This is a genomic window from Granulosicoccus antarcticus IMCC3135 (assembly GCF_002215215.1).
GTDB lineage: Bacteria > Pseudomonadota > Gammaproteobacteria > Granulosicoccales > Granulosicoccaceae > Granulosicoccus > Granulosicoccus antarcticus.
Genome location: NZ_CP018632.1, coordinates 3,987,984 through 4,006,732, shown reverse-complemented (window position 1 = coordinate 4,006,732; position 18,749 = coordinate 3,987,984). Strand labels below are relative to the sequence as shown.

Genomic DNA, 18,749 nt, shown 5'->3' with positions numbered 1-18,749 from the left:
CCGCAATTATTTTTCAGGGCTATTCGCTTGCGCCGGATAGTGCTTTAAAAATTGGTGTAGCGAAGCTCGGGAGATCTCGCGATAACACTCAGTAACGAGGGAGTATCGAAATCACGATCACTTGAACGACACTACTGGAATTGAATCCAAGGGTTATTGATTTGTATCAGTTAAAGTTCAGATAATTATTGAGTCAATTATTCTTCCCACTCCAGAGTGACTCCCAACAGTACTCGCCCACGACAGATGCGAAGTGAAGATTTAAAGTGCGTCTGAAGTATTGAGCCTATGTGAGTACGATAGTCAACAGCACCACAGAGTCCTGAATACCAGTCACCGCATGCTTCGCCTGAGATTCTAGGTAGGCCAGCTGGCCGGCATGCAGCCTGACCGTTGTATCACTTGTCTGCAAATCTATCTCGCCTTCAATGCAATGAAAAATGGTGGGTCCATTGACATGGCAGAGTCCGTTCTTGTGCATATCTTCACCGGCTTTGATAACCAGGCGAGCTAGTTCAAAGCCATTGCTCTTGACGATGGCCTTGGATTTTTCGAAGGGCAGATCGTTTGCCCAGGTTGCAAGATCCACTATTTCGCCAGCCTTTGCGTGATGTGTTGACATGCGTTGTTGCTTCCTTCTATTTGTGATGGGCAACGCTCATGCCCTGTATTGGAAGTGTACCGTTAGCGATGCAAGTTCGCTGGCAGGAAAGCGAGTGCCCTGGAATCAATTCTCGGCTATTCACTCATTGTTCGATGGCTTGCTTGTTCGGCTTGAGTAGCTCTGCCTGATCATCGGTAAAGCCCTGAAAATCTGCAAGACTCAACCGACCAATACCGCATAACACGGAAACGCCTCGCTCCAAAGCCACGGCAATACAGGTTGCGAAGCCCTTGCCATGTGCCTCGCTCTTGCTGAACTTGTTCACGATAAGCAGCTGCGGCAGCGCATTATTCGATGCACTACGAAGCAAGCTCTCAACTTCCCAGGCTGCGCATTCCAGTGCCTCTGGGTCCAGCTGACATCCTCGGGACAAAGGGCCCAGCCTGGCAGATATGGGATAGCGATTATCCGAACTGAGAATTCGCAAGCTCATGTCGCAGCGGCATTCGCCTTGTCGTTCGATATCGCTCTGAACGGCACCTGCGAGCCGCACGCCATCTCGTTCCAGGCGTATGGCCAAATCGCAAAGCAGGCGATCGACCTGGCCGGTGTCAGCTGCCGGGATTCCGGCAAATGCCATGTCAAGGCTATCTGTGAAGATCACTGGAGTGTTCATCCTGTCATTTATAGAAGGGGGGATATCAGCTTGAATAGGTAAAGTTTTTGAGCAGACATTGCGGCTATATCCGGCGATTGCTCAGATCGAAGAACGACTACATTCAAGATCGCGGATCAGTCCATCGTTCAAGCTATAGACCCAACCATGAATATTGACCTGCTTGCCACGCTTCCATGCGTACTGGACAATCGGCGTACGAGCGAGATTATCCACCTGAGCCTGGATTGAAAGCTCGCATAATCTGTCCAATGAATCCGTCTTCGAGGTGCAGGCATCCAGCACACTGGCATGTGATTCAGCAACGTCTCGAATCGGTTGCAACCAGTGATCAACAATGCCGTGGCGATGGCCATCCAGAGCCGCCCGGATTCCGCCACAACCGTAGTGACCACACAAAATGATGTTCTGTATGCCCAGCGTATCAACCGCAAATTCGAGCACCGACAGCAGGTTCATGTCGCCACGATGAACAAGATTGGCAACATTTCTATGTACAAACACTTCACCGGGCTCAAGCCCGGTGATGACATTGGCCGGAACCCGACTGTCGGAGCAGCCTATCCAGAGGTACTCGGGTTGCTGAAGCGCAACCAGGCGTTTGAAATAGTCCGGGTCCTCGAGCTGGCGTGACGCGGACCAACGCTGATTGTGTTTGAGAAGATCGCTTAGCATGGACTACTAGTCACTCACCACCCAGAAGAGAATCATCTGTACTGCCATGAGTCCAGGATCCTCAGCTTTTTTCATATGCGTCAGAAGCTGGGCCCACTGACTATCGTCGGCCCAGTCAACGAACTCACGGACGGCACCCGCAATGAAATCAGGAGGGCTCATTGACAGAGTTCCGGCACGCTGAGTGATGGCATCCCTGATCTTCGGATCAAATGTTGCCAACACATCAGCAGAAATCTCACGTTGATCAAGTTGACTGATGAGCTCGCCTAACATCATGATATTTCAATCTCGGATTGTTTCAATGGACCGGCTGGCTTCACTTGCACTCAATCTACTGCACCAGTGGATCGCTACTGGCGGCCAGGTCGACCCCTTCGATCTCGCATTGCCCGGCCAGTAGTTGCAGGTATTGACGTAATGCCGTCGCGTAGCGCTGTCGTTCCAGCGCCAGTGAAACGGCTGAACGAACCGCTTCGAATTCTGGCAATACGCCAGCCTCTCGTTCCAGTACCTCGATGACATGCAGACCAAAACGGCTATGCACCAGGCGGGGTAATACACCGATTTCAGGTTTGCCAAAGATTTCACGAGAGAACTCAGGAGCGCAGTCATCGGCTGTCAACCAGCCTAGATGACCACCCTCAGCACCACTGGGGCAGTTGGAGGTACTACCTGCAACGCTGGCAAAACGATTGGTTTCATCACCCGGTGTCTCGCATCGCAGGTCGAGCAGACAGGCTTCTGCCCGTTTGCGTAGCTGGTTGACATCCACACCCGGGACAACAGCAAACAATACATGGCGAGCGTTGACTCGCTCGCCTCGTGTGAACTGCGCGGCATGGCCTTCATAGTATCGACGGCAGGCGGATTCATCAGCTTCCTCTGCCGCTTGCAGCTCGCGATCGAGAAGCGATTCAATTGCCTCGCTTGCAGCTTCGCTCATGACCCCGGCTTCAGGAGCTGGGTCGTCAGTCGGCAACAGACCCTCCTGCATGGCAGTCTGACGCAACATTTCACTGCAGGCGCGCTGGCGAAGCTCATCGGTTGAAAGCGATTCATCGGGAGTGATCAATATAATCCCGTTGACACTTGGCACCGGCCCCTGGATTGGCTGTTTCTTGTTTGTTTCAACCGTGTTCTGGTTAAGGCTATCCATTTTTATCAGATCCTTTCATGAAGCGCCAAGGCTGCTTGGGCGCAGACGGTTGATCCAGGCGACGTGAGCGCACAATCTGCTTGGGACGGAACACATAGAGAATGGTGGCAAATCCACTCCACACATGTACCAGACGGCTGAATGGGAACAGCAGAAAGATGGTCATGCCCAATACCAGATGAATCTTGTAGGGCCAGTTCAAACCTGCCAGCACCGTGTGGTCGGGACGGAAGGTTACGATGCGTTGTGCCCACTCACCTAACTGCAGCATGGCATGACCATCGGAGTGCATCAAAGAGTAGGGCAGCGTGATAAGACCAATGACCAGTTGTACCCAAAGGATGATAAGAATCGCCAGATCGGTACGATGACTGGTCATGCGGATTCTTGGATCGGTTACCCGGCGGTGAATAAGCAGGCTAAGTCCGATGAAGCATAAAATACCCGCTGTGCCGCCCGAGTAGATGGCAACCAGTTGCTTGGCATGGGGTGATATGAAGGGTTCGTAGATAAAGTGAGGCGTCAGCAAGCCGACAAAGTGGCCGAAGAACAGGAACAGGATTCCCACATGGAACAGATTACTGCCCCAGCGCAACTGGCCATGACGAAGTAATTGCGACGAATCACTTTTCCAGGTGTATTGGTCGCGATCGTATCGCGCCAGACTGCCCATGAAAAACACTGCCATGCAGATATAGGGGTAGATACTGAAGAAGAAGTTATGCAGTGCGTTCATGGGCTGGTTCTCCTGGTATCAGAAGATGATGGTTTCGTGACCGAAGATGCCGAGGAGGTGGCGGCCTTTGGGATGAAATACAGCGGTTGGGTACCCTCGGGCTGAGTGGGGCTATTCGCAGATGCAGAAGCTTGTCCCTCGGTCGAACAACCACCAAAGACTTCAGGCTCTGCCCAGGCCTCGTCTATATCCTGCTCGTCCGGTATGCTGACGGCTTCCGCTCGCTCACCGGCAAGCTCCAGCAAGGCGCCCGCCAAACTGGCGTAAGAGCTTTCACGGCGTACCAGAGCGCTGAAGATGAGCCTGATGATATGAGCTATCTCACCCAGAAACTGGCGTGACTCTGCGTTGGGTTGTGTTGAGGCAAATTGCAGCACCACTGGCAGGTAGTCAGGCAGTTCTCCATCATCCAGCAACAGGCCTCCTGCCTCATAGGTCTTTACCAGATCGATCATTGCAGGCCCTCGATCCCGTGAATCGCCATGCACATGCTCAAAAAGATGCAGGGAGGTACCACGTCCTCGATCGAATAGTTCGACATAAGCAGCCTCGCTGGACAAACCAGGCTCATTACTTAACCGGGCGATCAGCGCATCGATCTCTGCAAGGCGTGATTTGCCTAGTGCATTCTCATCATGCAAAGCCTCTTGCAGTTCACCAAGGTGCTCACGCAGTTCTTCACTGGGATAGCCAAGCAAATGTGCTATTACTCGCAGCGTTCGGGTACTACTGGATACTTCAGAGCGATGCCTGTTCATGATGCCGGGATCCATTTTTCCATCTTGATAGGAATAGTGCGTTTTTTCTCGCTGCCAAACAGACTGGTTTGGGTGGTGCCTTCCGAGCAGCCGTTACCAAAACTGAAGCCGCAACCACCGCGCAGGTTGAATGCATTTTCATCAACTTCACGATGGCTGGTCGGTATCACGAAACGGTCCTCATAGTTGGCAATGGCCATGACCTGATACATGTCTTCCACTTGGCTTTGTGTCAGCCCCACCTGTGTCAACACCTCCAGATTGGTCTCGCCATCGACGTGGCGTCCACGCTGGAAGGCACGCATGGCAAGCATTCGCTCAAGGGCCCGTATGACCGGCGCAGTATCACCAGCTGTCAGCAGATTGGCCAGATACTTGACCGGGATCCGCAGTTGTTCAACATCAGGCAATACGCCTTTACTACTCAGATGGCCAGCATTGGCTGCTGCTGAGATAGGTGATAGGGGAGGGACATACCACACCATTGGCAAAGTGCGATATTCAGGGTGCAGCGGCAATGCCACTTTCCAGTCCACGGCCATCTTGTACACCGGGCTGCGTCGTGCCGCGGCCATCCAGGCATCCGGGATATTGTCGATGCGTGCCTGCTTGATGACTTCTGGATCGTTCGGATCAAGAAAGATATCCAGTTGAGCCTGATACAGATCCTTGTCCTTCTCAACGCTTGCGGCTTCCTCGATACGATCGGCATCGTAGAGCATCACTCCCAGGTAGCGTATCCGGCCGACACAGGTCTCCGAGCATACGGTCGGCTCACCAGCTTCGATACGTGGGTAGCAAAAGGTGCACTTCTCGGCCTTGCCGCTTTTCCAGTTGTAATAGATCTTCTTGTATGGGCAGCCACTGATACACATACGCCAGCCGCGGCACTTGTCCTGATCGATCAGCACAATGCCGTCTTCCTCGCGCTTGTAGATACTGCCACTGGGGCAAGAGGCTACACAGGTAGGATTCAGGCAATGCTCACAAAGGCGTGGCAGGTACATCATGAAAGAGTTTTCGAATTGCCCGTAGATATCCTTTTGTATGTCGTCGAAGTTCTTGTCCTTGCTGCGCTTTTCAAATTCGCCGCCCAGGATATCTTCCCAGTTGGGACCCCACTCGATTTTCTCCATACGCTGACCGGTGATCAGGGAGCGTGGACGCGCTGTGGGAGGGGCCTTCATCTCAGGCGCGCTTTGCAGATGATCATAGTCAAAGGTAAACGGCTCATAATAGTCGTCAATCTGTGGCATGTTCGGATTGGCAAATATCTTCATCAGCAACTTCCACTTGCCACCCTGGCGTGGTTCTATCTTGCCGTTGCTCTTGCGAACCCAACCACCGTTCCATTTGGCCTGATCTTCCCATTGCTTGGGATAGCCGATACCGGGCTTGGTTTCTACATTGTTGAAATAGGCATATTCAACACCGGGACGACTGGTCCAGACATTCTTGCAGGTAACACTGCAAGTATGGCAACCAATGCATTTATCCAGATTAAGAACCTTGCCGATCTGGGCACGGATTTTCATGGGTTCTCTCCCAGAGCCTGGTAGACCGGTGCAAGATGATCCTCGTCTGGTGTGTCGAGCCAATCAATCTTACTCATCTTGCGTACCACCACAAATTCATCACGATTGGTGCCGATGGTGCCGTAGTAGTTGAATCCATAACTGAACTGTGCATATCCACCAATCATATGTGTCGGTTTAAGTACGGTTCGGGTGACCGAGTTGTGTATGCCACCACGAGTGCCGGTTATCTGGGATCCTGGGGTGTTGATGGTTTTCTCCTGCGCGTGATACATCATGACCATGCCGTTTTTGACTCGCTGACTGACCACCGCACGGGCGGCAATGGCACCGTTCACATTGAACAGCTCCACCCAATCGTTATCCTCAACGCCTGCCTCTTTCGCATCGTCCTCACTTAACCAGATAACCGGTCCGCCACGATTGAGCGTGAGCATGATCAGATTGTCGGTGTAGGTGCTGTGAATGCCCCATTTCTGGTGCGGGGTGATGAAGTTCAGCAAGATTTCAGGGTTACCGTTGCTGCGCTTGTTGTGAACACCGCCTGTGGCCTTGAGATCAACCGGTGGCCTGTAGCTTGCCATCGCTTCACCAAAGGCAATCATCCAGGGATGATCCAGGTAGAACTGCTGCCGGCCCGTCAGTGTGCGCCAGGGGATAAGCTCATGCACATTGGTATAACCGGCGTTGTAGCTGACTGTCTCACTCTCGATACCGCTCCAGGTTGGGCTACTGATAATCTTGCGGGGCTGTGCCTGAATATCCCGAAAGCGAATTTTTTCATCTTCACGATGTATTGCCAGGTGCGTATGATCGCGTCCGGTGATCTTGCCCAGAGCTTCCCAGGCCTTCACGGCCACATGCCCGTTCGTCTCAGGTGCCAGACTCATGATGACTTCACAGGCATCAATGTCGGTCTCGATTTTTGGCATGCCAGTTGTTATGCCTTCCTCTTTGTTAGAGCCATTCAACTGACCCAACTGCGAGACTTCGGTTTCGGTATTCCAGCCGATGCCCTTGCCGCCATTGCCGACTTTGTTCATCAACGGGCCAAGTGCCGTGAACTGCTTGTAGACGTTCGGGTAATCGCGCTTTACCACTGCAACTTGTGGAGCGGTCTTGCCGGGAATCAGGTCACAATGACCTTTCTTCCATTCCTTGACACCGATGGCCTGCGCAAGCTCGGCGGGTGTGTCATGCATCAAAGGTGTCAGCACCACTTCCTCTTCGACATCCAGATGCCCCTTGCAGACTTCACTGAAAGCCTTGGCGAAACCCTTGTAGATCTCCCAGTCACTGCGCGACTGGAACACCGGGTCAACAGCCGTTGACAGCGGATGAATGAACGGGTGCATATCACTGGTGTTCAAATCGTTCTTTTCATACCAGCTAGCGGTGGGCAACACGATGTCGCTATACAGACAAGTGGTGCTCATACGAAAATCCAGCGTCACCAGAAGATCAAGCTTGCCTTCGGGGGCCTTCTCATGCCAGGTAACCTCCGACGGTTTGGCATCCTCTGTGCCAAGGTCCTTGCCCTGTACGCCATTGGCGGTACCCAGCAGGTGCTTGAGGAAATACTCATGACCTTTACCACTGGAACCCAGAAGGTTGGAACGCCAGACGAACATGTTGCGAGGCCAGTTCTCCGGTGCATCCGGATCTTCACAGCTCATCTGCAAATCCCCATTCTTCAACGCGCCTGCAACATAGTCGGCAGCTGAACTGCCTGACGCTGCGATATCCCTGGCAACCTGAATGGGGTTGGTTTTCAGTTGTGGGGAACTGGGCAGCCAACCCATGCGCTCGGCACGCACATTGAAGTCGATCATGCTGCCTTCGTATTGCGACTTGTCGGCCAGTGGCGAGACGATCTCATCCATACCGAGTTTTTCATAGCGCCATTGATCCGTGTGCGCATAGAAGTAACTGGTACTGTTCATCTGGCGTGGGGGGCGGATCCAGTCGAGAGCAAAGGCCAGTGCTGTCCAGCCAGTTTGTGGGCGTAGCTTCTCCTGACCGACATAATGCGACCAACCACCACCACTCTTGCCAATGCAACCACACATCATCAGCAGATTGATTACCCCGCGATAACCCATATCGGCGTGATACCAATGGTTCATGCCGGCACCAATGATGATCATGGACTTGCCTTCGGTTTTGTGTGCGTTCTCGGCAAATTCTCGCCCAACTGTTTCTATGCGCTCAGCGGGTACGCCGGTAATTGTCTCCGCCCAGGCTGGCGTGTAGGGAGCGTTGTCAGAATAGTTTTTTGCACCACTACCCAGACCACGATCGATACCGTACTGTGCTGCCTGCAAGTCAAATACGGTAACCAGCAATACTTCCTGTGGGCCATCATCTGTGTTGATGGTCTGTCGCGTAGCAGGCACACGAACATGGCTTATGTCACCTTGCTGCTCGTTGGCGGTGAAGTGTGGTGCGACGACGCCTCCAAAGTAGGGCAGTGCGACATCAACCACTTCATGTACCTGATCGCCATCTTCCATGACAGAAAGCTTGAGCCGAACATCTTGGTCATGCTCGGCTTCCTTGTCTTCCAGATTCCAGCGTCCGCTATCGGCCCGGTCTTCGGGGCCCCAGCGAAAGCCGATGGAACCGTTGGGCGTAACGACATTGCCATTGGTATCGTAGGCCAGAGTTTTCCATTCCGGATTGTTCATCTGCGCTGATGTGTCGTACACATCGCTGGCGCGAAGATAGCGGTCAGGTACCTGTGTGATGCTACCGTCCTCCAGCTTATGCTCCTTCAGCATGATCAGCATGGGCAGGTCAGTATAACGACGTGCATAGTTGTCGAAGTAGGGGCTGCGCTGCTTGAAGTAGAACTCGTTAAGCGCAACATGACCCATGGCCATGGCCATGGCAGAGTCGGTGCCCTGTTTAGGGTGCAGCCAGACGTCTGACAGCTTGGCCACTTCACTGTAGTCAGGGGTGACTGCAACTGTCTTGGTGCCCTTGTAACGAACTTCGGTAAAAAAGTGCGCATCGGGAGTTCGCGTCTGTGGCACGTTTGAGCCCCAGGCAATGATATAGGTACTGTTGTACCAATCGGCTGATTCAGGCACATCGGTCTGCTCACCCCAGACCTGCGGACTGGAGGGAGGTAAATCGCAGTACCAGTCGTAGAAGCTCAGGCAGACGCCACCGATAAGGCTCAGGTAGCGAGAACCTGCAGCGTAGCTGACCATACTCATGGCCGGGATTGGACTGAAGCCTACAACACGATCCGGTCCGTGCTTCTTGATTGTGTAGACGTTGGAGGCTGCAATCAGCTGGTTTACCTCGTCCCAGCTACTGCGTACAAAACCACCCATGCCGCGCACTTTCTGGTAGTCGCGCCGCGCCTCATCATCTTCAACGATGCTGGCCCAGGCGTCGACCGGATCCGGACTCGTTACCAGTGCCGCACGCCAGCGTTCTATCAGACGGCGACGCATCATCGGATACTTGATACGGTTCGCGCTGTATAGGTACCAAGAATAGCTCGCCCCCCGAGCACAGCCGCGAGGCTCGTGATTAGGCATATCCCAACGTGTACGCGGATAGTCTGTCTGTTGTGTCTCCCACGTGACGATACCGCCCTTGACGTAGATTTTCCACGAACAGGATCCGGTACAGTTGACACCGTGGGTACTACGCACGATCTTGTCGTGAGCCCAGCGATTGCGGTAAGCGTCTTCCCACGTACGATCTTCACCGGTGACAACACCGTGACCATCGGAGAAGGATTCACGGGATAACCTGAAGTAGCTCAGGCGATCGAGAAAATGACTCATGTGTATTTCCTGATGGAGTGAAGTTAAGAGGCAGAAGCGGCGTTGGCCGCTGATGAGGTGGCGTCAGGTGCAACCGCTTGGTTGGGCTGATGCTCGATGTCATATAACAGACCACTACGACGTGAGTAGTAAAGCCAGGTCAGAGCTGCGCAAACCACATAGAAGAGCATGAATGCCCACAAAGCCGCGCTAGGTCCGCCCGTCAGTGAGATCGACGTGCCGTAGGACTTGGGTATGAAGAATGCACCGTAGGCAGCCATTGCCGAGGTGAAACCAATGATCGCAGCCGATTCTTTTTCGGATTGATGTGCCCGAGCTGTAATATCAAGTTGTGGCATCAGTCGATCGATTTCCTTGCGCATGATGACCGGAATCATCTGGAAGGTAGAGGCATTGCCAACACCGGTTGCAAAGAACAACAGCATGAACATGGCGAAGAAGCCCCAGAAAGCGCCTGGTTGTGTCTTGATACCCAGAAAGAACAGTACGCCGAATACCGCGGCAATCATTCCCAGGAAGGTCCAGAACGTGACCCGTGCACCACCAAATCGATCTGAGATCCAGCCTGTGCCTGCTCGCGAAAGTGCGCCAACCAATGGCCCGAGGAAGATAAAGGGCAGGGAGTTGACTTCTGGAAACTGCGACTTGGCCAAGAGTGGAAAACCTGCTGAGTAGCCGATGAATGAGCCGAAAGTGCCGGTGTACAGCACACACATGATCCAGTTGTGCTTACGAGTGAATATGACGGATTGTTCTGAAAACGAGGCTTTGGCGGAAGCGATGTCGTTCATGCCAAACCAGGCTGCAACCGTTGTGATCATCAGGAAAGGTACCCAGATGAAGCCTGCATTCTGGATCCAGAGGTTCTGACCCGTATCCGTGGTTACCGGCTCACCGCCGATTACGCCAAACACACCAATGGTGACCACCAGCGGTACCAGAAATTGCATCACGCTGACACCCAGGTTGCCAAGACCCGCATTGAGCGCCAGCGCATTACCTTTCTCTTTCTTGGGGAAGAAGAACGAGATATTCGACATGGAAGATGCGAAATTACCACCACCTAATCCGCACAGCAGTGCAAGTACCAGAAAAATCAGATACGGCGTTTCTGGATTCTGTGTTGCGTAGCCGATACCGAATGCTGGCACCAGTAATGAGGCTGTGGTCAAGGTTGTCCAAAGCCTGCCGCCGAAAATGGGCACCATGAACGAATAGAATATTCTGAGTGTTGCACCCGATAGTCCGGGTAATGCTGCCAGCCAGAACAGTTGATTAGTCGAGAAGTTAAAGCCGATGGACGGCAGTTTGGCTACCACCACGCTCCACACCATCCAGACGGAAAACGCCAGTAACAACGCGGCAATCGAGATCCACAGGTTGCGCTTGGCGATGTGTTTGCCTTTATTCTCCCAGAACTCTTCATCATTCGGCCGCCAGTCGTCAAGCGTCTTGGAGGCTGCCAGCTTGCCGTGTTGCTCAACGCCGTGCAGAGGTAGCATTTCAGGCAACTCGGGCAGATCTGCCAGGGTGCCTGCCATGGCTTTACGTTCCATATTGCGAATGGACAAATGCATCCATACCATGGATACCGAGGCGACCAGAAACAACAACATGAAACTGCTGGTCCACACACCGGTCAGATCCAGTAGTGCACCAAAGGCTATAGGCATTACAAAGCCACCCAGACCACCGATCATGCCCACAAGACCACCTACGGCACCGACGTGATCGGGGTAGTAGACCGGGATGTGTTTGAATACAGCCGCCTTACCCAGCGACATGAAGAATCCGAGTACGAAAATCGCGCACACGAACGGGATAAGACTCATGCTCGTCTGAAACATGATGTCGCCCTTGATACCGTGAATGATGTAATCAGTATTAGGGTAGGAGAGCATGAAGGTCATCAGTATGGATACCCCGAAGGTCCAGTACATGATGCGGCGTGCTCCGAATTTGTCGGATAGATGGCCTCCATAGGCGCGAAAAACAGACGCCGGGACCGAATAAAGCGCAGCTATCATGCCGGCCTGCTTGATGTCCAGATCGTAGACACCCACCAGATAACGCGGTAGCCAGAGGGCCAGCGCCACAAAGGCACCAAAGACAAAAAAGTAGTAAGTGGCAAAGCGCCAGACTTGCAGATTTCTTAACGGCTCTAATTGACTCAGAGCGCTGCGTGGCTTCTCACCTGCCAGACGACGGGCTTTCAATGAGGGTTCATCCTCGGTACTTAGCCAGAACACCACGGCCATGACCGCCAGCACGCTAGCCCAGACCTGGGCGACGGTAGTCCAGCCAAAGGCAACCATGACGAACGGGGCGATGAAAACGGTGATGGCAGACCCCAGGTTGCCCATACCGAAGATTCCCAGGGCGGTTCCTTGCTTTTCTTTCGGAAACCACTTGGAAACGTAGGCGACACCCACCGAAAATGTACCGCCAGCCAGACCCACGCCAAGTGCCGCCAAAAGCATCACTGGATAGCTGGTGGCATATGACAAGGCGAAGGTAGCTGCCGCTGCGGTCAGCATCGTTATTGTATTAACGATTCGCCCACCGTATTGATCGGTCCAGATACCAAGGAAAATTCGGGATAAGGAACCGGTCAGTATCGGTGTGCCGACTAGCAGGCCGAATTCTGTGTTGCTCAAGCCCAGGTCTTGCTTGATACGCACGCCGATGATCGCAAATATGGTCCACACGGCAAAACAGAATGTGAAGGCCAGAGTACTCATGCCTAGTATTCGATTTTGCTGTGAGGTGTTCGTGGCGGGTGGGGCTCCGGATGGTGGCCCGGATGTTTTTGTTTGACTCATCAATAGGTTCCGAAGGTTCGGGTACGAGTCATTCCGTCAAGACAGTCTTTGCGAGCTGAAGGAATGATAGTTGTTCGCGAACCGCGAGTATCTTCCCCTAAAGATCTCTATGCCTTGATGTAGATCAATGCTTACTGGACCACCCTTGTAAAACGTTAAGTAAATTGCCCATACAACTAAAAATAACTTGTGAACTATGTGTTTTAGTGCTCGTATCGCTCACGAGCGACAGGGCGTCTGCCGACAATACAAAGGCTTCTGGAGAAAGAACGGAGCAGATAGAGTCATCCGTTGGTGGTATCAAGACTATCAATCCAGAGGCGAGCAAGGTAGGAACTTCCAGTGCATTCATCGATGGCTCGCATGCCCATAACGGCGAATCACTGAATTACAAATTGTTCAAACCATTCGACGTTGATGGCTCGACTGCACCCTTGTTGGTAATGCTGCATGGTTGTACACAGGACGCCCAGGGTTTTTCTGCAGGGACACAGATGAACGCCCTGGCCGAAGAACACGGTATGTTCGTGCTGTATCCTACTCAACCGGCAACCGCCAACGCGAATCTATGTTGGAACTGGTATGAGTCAGCACACCAGCAACGAGGTAGTGGAGAGCCGGCTTTGTTGAATGCCTTGACTCTAGAGATATTGGCCAACCATCCGATTGACCCCAACCGTGTCTTCATCGCCGGATTCTGCGCCCGGGGGTGCAATGGCGTTGATCATGGCGGAACAGTATCCCGAATTGTTTGCAGCCGTCGGCGTTCATTCCGGACTTCCGACCGGTGCTGCCTCTTCCAGGGGTATGAAGCCCAATGGAACGAAAAGTTGCGCTAAGCACCGAACGGCCCCGTGTTTGGGTCGTTTAAAGGTCTGAGCACGCCTGATTTGATCCCCTCTGCCAGCGCAAAAGAATAATGGCCCAGCATGTTGATGTGTTTGTTGATCAGCGGTGACAGTCTTGCTAGATCCGCCTCAATGATTTCTTCTCCTTGTTCACGCAGTCGATTGATAGCGGCATCCATATAGATGGTGTTCCATAGCACAACGGCATTGGTGACGAGTCCCAGCGCGCCGAGTTGATCCTCTTGCCCTTCACGGTAGCTTTGTTGAATCTCGCCCCGTTTTCCGTAGCAAATTGCTCGAGCAAGCGCGTGACGGCTCTCACCGCGATTAAGTTGCGTCAGAATTCGGCGGCGGTAGTCTTCGTTGTCGATGTAGTTCAGCAGATACAGCGTTTTGTTGATGCGACCCACTTCGATGATCGCTTGCGCCAGCGCTGAGGGTCGATCACTTTTCAACAACGAGCGAATCAGCTCAGACGCCGAAACAGTGCCGAGTTTCAGCGATCCTGCAACACGCAACATTTCATCCCACTGAGTCTCGAATCGCTGAGGTTTTATGCAGCTGCGAACCAGATCATCCAGCACACCGTAATCCGCTTCCTTGTCGATGCGCCACAGCCTGGCTTCTCCTGCGTCTGCCAGGCGAGGCGAAAACTGGTAGCCAAGTAACCAGAACAGGCCAAAGATCATGTCGCTGGCACCAGCCGTGTCGGTCATGATCTCTCGTGGAATGAGACCTGTTTGCTGTTCCAGTAAACCTTCGAGAACGAAGATTGAGTCTCTGAGCGTGCCAGGCACCACGATGCCATGAAAGCCTGCGTATTGATCAGAGAGAAAGTTGTACCAGGTGATCCCGCGACCCGAGCCAAAGTATTTGCGGTTTGCACCAGAGTGAATGGTTCTGCCTGAACTGACAAAGCGCATCCCATCTGCCGAAGCGACTTCACCACCACCAAAATGCAGAGACAGGGGTATTGTTGATTGGTGATCAACCAGTCTTGCGTTTGCGTCGATTAAGGTTTCCGTACGGATATAGTTTTGATGCGCCCACAGTAATCGGTGCCGCGTCAGTTCTGTTCTTGCAGATCGAACGAAAGGCTCTCTGCCAATATTGCAGGCCTCTGCCAGCAGCACGGCACAGATGCTCGTCGGCATGTCTGAGGCACGAGCGTTGGCCTCGCTGATATGTGAGAAGGTATCGAGAAACCCTGTGTGGGCATGAATTTCCAACACCAACTCTGGCAGATCGATGCTTGGCATCAGGGCCATTACCTTGTCCTGCAGGGCGAGCAAACTTTCTGGTTCATCCAGCTTGGCCAGGCCTGTGATAGTCAGACTTGGCTTTTCGTTGGTGTACTCAACTCGCACGGCCTTATTTTGATCAAAGCGTTCGATGGTTTGCCGATACGCCGTATCAAGTTGCTTGCTTAACCCGCAGAGTGCGTCGTCTACGTTGATCGGATGGCCTAAAGAGCGGTAAATCTGCACCTTGTTCGCTTCCCATTCAGCACCCTGCAATAGCTTCGAGCGATGGTCTGTCCAGCGCTCGCTGTCTTCGACGTAAATGTCACGGCGACGCAATGCGTCCTGTAGTCGATCCATCAAACAAAGCGTGTATCCAGCTCGACTGATACGGCCGCCTTTGTCGAACACTAAACGGCGCCAGGCGTTCGTCACAAAAGCAACGGGGGCATCGCCTGGCATATCTTTCTGCGGGCCGTCGATGGTCTGGAGAAAGCTGAGCGCCTGATGAACAGGCACACCAGACGCTGTGGGTTTGAATTCAATATCAGACAGTAGCCGAGGCACGACGCGTTTCAGTCGACCGTATTGCTCAACCATCTCTTCATGGAATGTACCTTCTGGTGGGCGAGCAATGTCATTGATCGTACCGATCGCTTGTTCAAGCTGAGGCTTGGCGATCAGTGAGAAAATCGAGGCGCGTAAGTCATCCGAACTCTGTTCTTCATCCAGTATCAAGGCGCAGGCTTTGGCCAGTGCGATAGCCGCTTTATCCAGATCCTTGAGTGTCCTTAGCCGGTTACGCTTACCGAGATATTTCGCTTTGCTGGTGATGTCCGAGGCCAACAGATCCAATACATCAAGGGCGTCGTCCAATGCCCGTGTCTGGTAGCTGTGTACAAAAGCCACCAGGCTGGCAATCCGACGATCGTCAGGCATTCGTGCCATACGGTAGGCTGATATTTGAGCCGCGTGACGCGCCAATACCTTCAACCGTACCAAAGGGATACCGGTGACGTTCAACCGATTCATGCCGAATGCCTTGAGTTCAACGTAACGATCCAGGGACGCAAGAAACGCAGGGCCACTGACATGCACAGGGGCTTGTCGTAACCGATCTAACGCTGTGGTGCGGCGGCTGGTTTCGATCTGCAAAAGTGTTTCCAGAGCAACCACTTGGCCTCGACCCGGCAAAGCGGAGAGTTTGCTCCACAGACGATTGGCAGCACGCTCTCTTGTTTGAGACACTAGACGTTCCAGCGTCGAGGAACCCGGTAACAACACTTTGTTGACCATGAGCCAATGAGTGGCAATATCGAACTGTTGGCTGGGACGCTCTGTGCTCGTCCACGCTTGTGCATAGAGCAACCGAGTCAACCGGAACCCCCACGGGGCTTCGTTGAAGTCACGGTATCCATACGCGTGTTGGATCTCGGCTTGATGCGCATGTCTGGTCTGTTTGCGATCCAGATATCGCGCTAAGCATGTTGGGTCATACCCACCAATTTGGCGGGCAATGAACGCCACCATATTGCTCGGCACATCGATCGGATCTGCTAAAAACGTCCCCAGGCAGCGAACGGTGCACAACTGGACGGCGAAGCCGAGACGGTTGTGGTCCTGGCGCCGACTGTTGATCAAAGCGCGATCCTTGTCATCGAGATGGCAATGTTGGGCGAGTTCGACCACGGACAGCTCACCGGCAAATCGACCGTAGTGCTCGCGTTGCGCTTGGGTCAGAAATTCGACAGGCATAGGAGATTCAGGGCATCCGGAAAACGGAGGTTTATCTTGCGGTATGAAAAGACGCGAATTTCGTGCAAATAGCGAGCGAAAATCACAAGAAAACTCATTCCGATAATCTACGCAAGAAAAACGGTATCTGCAGAGGTTTTCTTGTACCCTGCAGAAAACCAACTCGAAAAACCACATGCAGCTGGGATATGTTCGCGTCTCAAAGGCCAATGGCAACCAAAGCACAGATTTGCAGCACGATGCGTTGCTAGCGGCTGGCGTCGAGGTATCGCGGATCTACACCGACAAGATGAGCGGTCGGCATGACCAACGCCCTGGACTGGACGCGTGCCTGAAATCCCTGCGAAGCGGCGACACCCTGGTGGTATGGAAGCTCGATCGCTTAGGGCGCAATCTGCGCCACCTGGTCGAGCTGGTCGAGACACTGTGCGATCAGGGCATTGGCCTGCAGGTGCTGACCGGGCAAGGCGCAGCGATCGACACCACCAAGCCTGAAGGAAAGCTGGTCTTCGGCATCTTTGCAGCCCTGGCTGAGTTCGAGCGAGAGCTCATTGTTGAGCGGACGAAGGCTGGACTCGTAGCAGCAAGAGCAAGAGGGCGCACCGGTGGAAGACCACGAAAAATGACGCCATCCAAGATCCGTATGGCCATGGCGGCGATGGCAGACCCGAATGCCAAGGCGAATTTGATCGCTGAAGAGTTGGGTATTACCACCTCTACGCTCTATGAATACGTGGGCAGCGGCGGCAGAGCTAAGAAAGTCGCGCTAGATGTACTAGAAATGCAACCTGAAGAGACTTAGCCCAACTTTTCGTTCCATTAGGCTTCATCCCTCTACTGCCACCGGCAACTGAACCGACTTTGAACTCAATCATGTCCCCCGCCCAGATTTGTTCGAAAATTAGCGATCAACCGACTTATTCACACAAAGGAGTTTTATCCATGGTTCAACGTATCTTACTGGGCGCTTTGCTCTGTGCAAGCGCCTCAAGTCTGTTAGCACAGGAGGCTGTTTTTACAACCGGTCCCGCCACGACAACCAATCCCGGATTGGTCGACTGCGGAGGCGGATCTCGAGTCAGTGCAGTCGGTGAAATCACCTCTGATGATGGCACAGTCTGGACAGTACCTGCCGCCACGAATTTCGATTCAGCACGCAAGGCTGCGGATCTGTTCAACGAGTGTGACGGGGATGAACTGTCTTCTGTTTCGCAACTGGACCTGGAAAGCGTTCCACTGCTCGACGCAGGCGGCAGCGAGGAATTCGTGGCCTACATCTTCGCAGACAACTATTTCGAACTCTATGTCAATGGTGTGCTTCTTGCCGTTGACCCGGTTCCGTTCACGCCTTTCAATTCAAATGTCGTTCGCTTTACTGCCGATCGTCCGCTTACCATTGCGGTCATGATGGTGGACTGGGAGGAAAATCTGGGGCTGGGTTCAGAGAACAACCAGGGCAAAGCCTTTCACGCCGGAGACGGTGGATTTGTTGCACAAATTCAAGATGCTGACGCAAACTCTGTTGCTATTACGGATGGAAACTGGCACGCGCAGACATTCTACACAGCACCTTTGACCGATCGTGATTGCCTGGTAGTCGAAGGTCAATTACGCAATAGTTCGGCATGTGATGAAACAGGCGTTGACGATGGTACCGGTTTCTCCGCAGCACACTGGGCTATCCCGACTGACTGGATGGCACCCGCATTCGACGACAGCATCTGGCCAGCAGCCAGTATCTACTCGAACGACACGGTCGGCGTCGATAACAAGACAGCCTTCACCAATTTCAAGGATATCTTCGACGCTGCCGGCGCGGACGCTGAATTCATCTGGTCCTCCAATCTGGTGCTCGACAACCTTGTGCTATTGCGAACGACTGTGGAATAACCGATATCCGGCATGCGTCATCTGAGGCATGCCGGATATCGAGTGCCGTCAAAATGGCTTGGTGAGACAATGTCTCCTCGACATCAAGTTGGGGTGGATAGAGGATTCGGAATCATGTTGTGGTGGAGTAAGAGACAGGGAGCGGTAGACCGTTTCCCTGCCTCTCCTCCCCGAACCGGACATGCGCCTCTCGGCGCATCCGGCTCTCCCCTCAAGTGCGGCATACCGCCATGGCAACATCAACTTT

The 18,749-nt window shown here is 53.2% G+C and carries 14 protein-coding genes; 3 read left to right on the top strand and 11 right to left on the bottom strand.

What is annotated here, in order from left to right:
* Positions 1-286: 286 nt before the first annotated feature.
* From IMCC3135_RS17335 to IMCC3135_RS17290, 10 genes are all read right to left on the bottom strand, one after another.
* On the bottom strand, positions 287-622 hold the full coding sequence (locus IMCC3135_RS17335; protein WP_088918757.1) for a cupin domain-containing protein: 336 nt from the start codon (positions 620-622) through the stop codon (positions 287-289).
* A gap of 124 nt (positions 623-746) precedes the next feature.
* The gene (locus tag IMCC3135_RS17330) at positions 747-1,268 is read right to left on the bottom strand and encodes a DUF2478 domain-containing protein (RefSeq protein WP_157736067.1); all 522 of its coding nucleotides are present in this window, start codon (positions 1,266-1,268) and stop codon (positions 747-749) included.
* A 93-nt stretch (positions 1,269-1,361) separates the two neighbouring features.
* Positions 1,362-1,955 carry a carbonic anhydrase gene (locus IMCC3135_RS17325; RefSeq protein ID WP_088918755.1) on the bottom strand — a complete coding sequence of 198 codons (594 nt, stop codon included), beginning with the start codon at positions 1,953-1,955 and terminating at the stop codon, positions 1,362-1,364.
* A 6-nt stretch (positions 1,956-1,961) separates the two neighbouring features.
* Positions 1,962-2,234 (bottom strand): hypothetical protein, encoded by a 273-nt coding sequence (locus tag IMCC3135_RS17320; protein WP_088918754.1) that lies wholly within the window; start codon positions 2,232-2,234, stop codon positions 1,962-1,964.
* A 55-nt stretch (positions 2,235-2,289) separates the two neighbouring features.
* Positions 2,290-3,114 (bottom strand): peptidylprolyl isomerase, encoded by an 825-nt coding sequence (locus IMCC3135_RS17315; RefSeq protein ID WP_088918753.1) that lies wholly within the window; start codon positions 3,112-3,114, stop codon positions 2,290-2,292.
* Positions 3,107-3,850 carry a respiratory nitrate reductase subunit gamma gene (gene narI, locus IMCC3135_RS17310; protein WP_088918752.1) on the bottom strand — a complete coding sequence of 248 codons (744 nt, stop codon included), beginning with the start codon at positions 3,848-3,850 and terminating at the stop codon, positions 3,107-3,109. Before narI ends, IMCC3135_RS17315 begins: the two co-directional genes overlap by 8 nt.
* A complete protein-coding gene (gene narJ, locus IMCC3135_RS17305) occupies positions 3,847-4,608 on the bottom strand; it encodes a nitrate reductase molybdenum cofactor assembly chaperone (protein ID WP_088921902.1) in 762 nt (253 codons plus the stop codon). The genes narI and narJ overlap by 4 nt, the downstream gene beginning before the upstream one ends.
* Positions 4,605-6,143, bottom strand: a complete 1,539-nt coding sequence (gene narH, locus IMCC3135_RS17300) for a nitrate reductase subunit beta (protein WP_088918751.1) — start codon at positions 6,141-6,143, stop codon at positions 4,605-4,607. The genes narJ and narH overlap by 4 nt, the downstream gene beginning before the upstream one ends.
* Positions 6,140-9,946, bottom strand: coding sequence for a nitrate reductase subunit alpha (locus tag IMCC3135_RS17295; protein WP_088918750.1), 3,807 nt, complete (start codon positions 9,944-9,946; stop codon positions 6,140-6,142). Before IMCC3135_RS17295 ends, narH begins: the two co-directional genes overlap by 4 nt.
* 23 nt (positions 9,947-9,969) lie before the next feature.
* Entirely contained in the window at positions 9,970-12,768 is a 2,799-nt protein-coding gene (locus tag IMCC3135_RS17290; RefSeq protein WP_205737576.1) for a nitrate/nitrite transporter, read from the bottom strand.
* Positions 12,769-12,974: 206 nt separating this feature from the next.
* Here IMCC3135_RS17290 and IMCC3135_RS34750 point away from each other — a divergent pair, with 206 nt between their 5' ends.
* Positions 12,975-13,607 carry a CE1 family esterase gene (locus IMCC3135_RS34750; protein ID WP_205737575.1) on the top strand — a complete coding sequence of 211 codons (633 nt, stop codon included), beginning with the start codon at positions 12,975-12,977 and terminating at the stop codon, positions 13,605-13,607.
* Here IMCC3135_RS34750 and IMCC3135_RS17280 read toward each other — a convergent pair.
* Entirely contained in the window at positions 13,604-16,612 is a 3,009-nt protein-coding gene (locus IMCC3135_RS17280; protein ID WP_088918748.1) for a Tn3 family transposase, read from the bottom strand. The genes IMCC3135_RS34750 and IMCC3135_RS17280 overlap by 4 nt on opposite strands.
* A gap of 175 nt (positions 16,613-16,787) precedes the next feature.
* Between IMCC3135_RS17280 and IMCC3135_RS17275 the strand changes: the two genes are divergently transcribed.
* Together IMCC3135_RS17275 and IMCC3135_RS17270 are read left to right on the top strand one after the other, a co-directional pair.
* Complete coding sequence (locus IMCC3135_RS17275) at positions 16,788-17,414, top strand: recombinase family protein (RefSeq protein ID WP_088918747.1); 627 nt, start codon at positions 16,788-16,790, stop codon at positions 17,412-17,414.
* A gap of 140 nt (positions 17,415-17,554) precedes the next feature.
* Positions 17,555-18,502 carry a hypothetical protein gene (locus IMCC3135_RS17270; RefSeq protein ID WP_088918746.1) on the top strand — a complete coding sequence of 316 codons (948 nt, stop codon included), beginning with the start codon at positions 17,555-17,557 and terminating at the stop codon, positions 18,500-18,502.
* Positions 18,503-18,749: the final 247 nt, after the last annotated feature.

Excerpts from the sequence above, each read along its gene's own strand:
- IMCC3135_RS17270 (WP_088918746.1), top strand. The coding sequence starts at position 17,555 with ATGGTTCAACGTATCTTACTGGGCGCTTTGCTCTGTGCAAGCGCCTCA.
- IMCC3135_RS17315 (WP_088918753.1), bottom strand. The coding sequence starts at position 3,114 with ATGGATAGCCTTAACCAGAACACGGTTGAAACAAACAAGAAACAGCCA.
- narH (WP_088918751.1), bottom strand. The coding sequence starts at position 6,143 with ATGAAAATCCGTGCCCAGATCGGCAAGGTTCTTAATCTGGATAAATGC.
- IMCC3135_RS17275 (WP_088918747.1), top strand. The coding sequence starts at position 16,788 with ATGCAGCTGGGATATGTTCGCGTCTCAAAGGCCAATGGCAACCAAAGC.
- IMCC3135_RS17290 (WP_205737576.1), bottom strand. The coding sequence starts at position 12,768 with ATGAGTCAAACAAAAACATCCGGGCCACCATCCGGAGCCCCACCCGCC.
- IMCC3135_RS17335 (WP_088918757.1), bottom strand. The coding sequence starts at position 622 with ATGTCAACACATCACGCAAAGGCTGGCGAAATAGTGGATCTTGCAACC.
- IMCC3135_RS17295 (WP_088918750.1), bottom strand. The coding sequence starts at position 9,946 with ATGAGTCATTTTCTCGATCGCCTGAGCTACTTCAGGTTATCCCGTGAA.
- narI (WP_088918752.1), bottom strand. The coding sequence starts at position 3,850 with ATGAACGCACTGCATAACTTCTTCTTCAGTATCTACCCCTATATCTGC.
- IMCC3135_RS17325 (WP_088918755.1), bottom strand. The coding sequence starts at position 1,955 with ATGCTAAGCGATCTTCTCAAACACAATCAGCGTTGGTCCGCGTCACGC.
- IMCC3135_RS17320 (WP_088918754.1), bottom strand. The coding sequence starts at position 2,234 with ATGATGTTAGGCGAGCTCATCAGTCAACTTGATCAACGTGAGATTTCT.
- narJ (WP_088921902.1), bottom strand. The coding sequence starts at position 4,608 with ATGAACAGGCATCGCTCTGAAGTATCCAGTAGTACCCGAACGCTGCGA.
- IMCC3135_RS17280 (WP_088918748.1), bottom strand. The coding sequence starts at position 16,612 with ATGCCTGTCGAATTTCTGACCCAAGCGCAACGCGAGCACTACGGTCGA.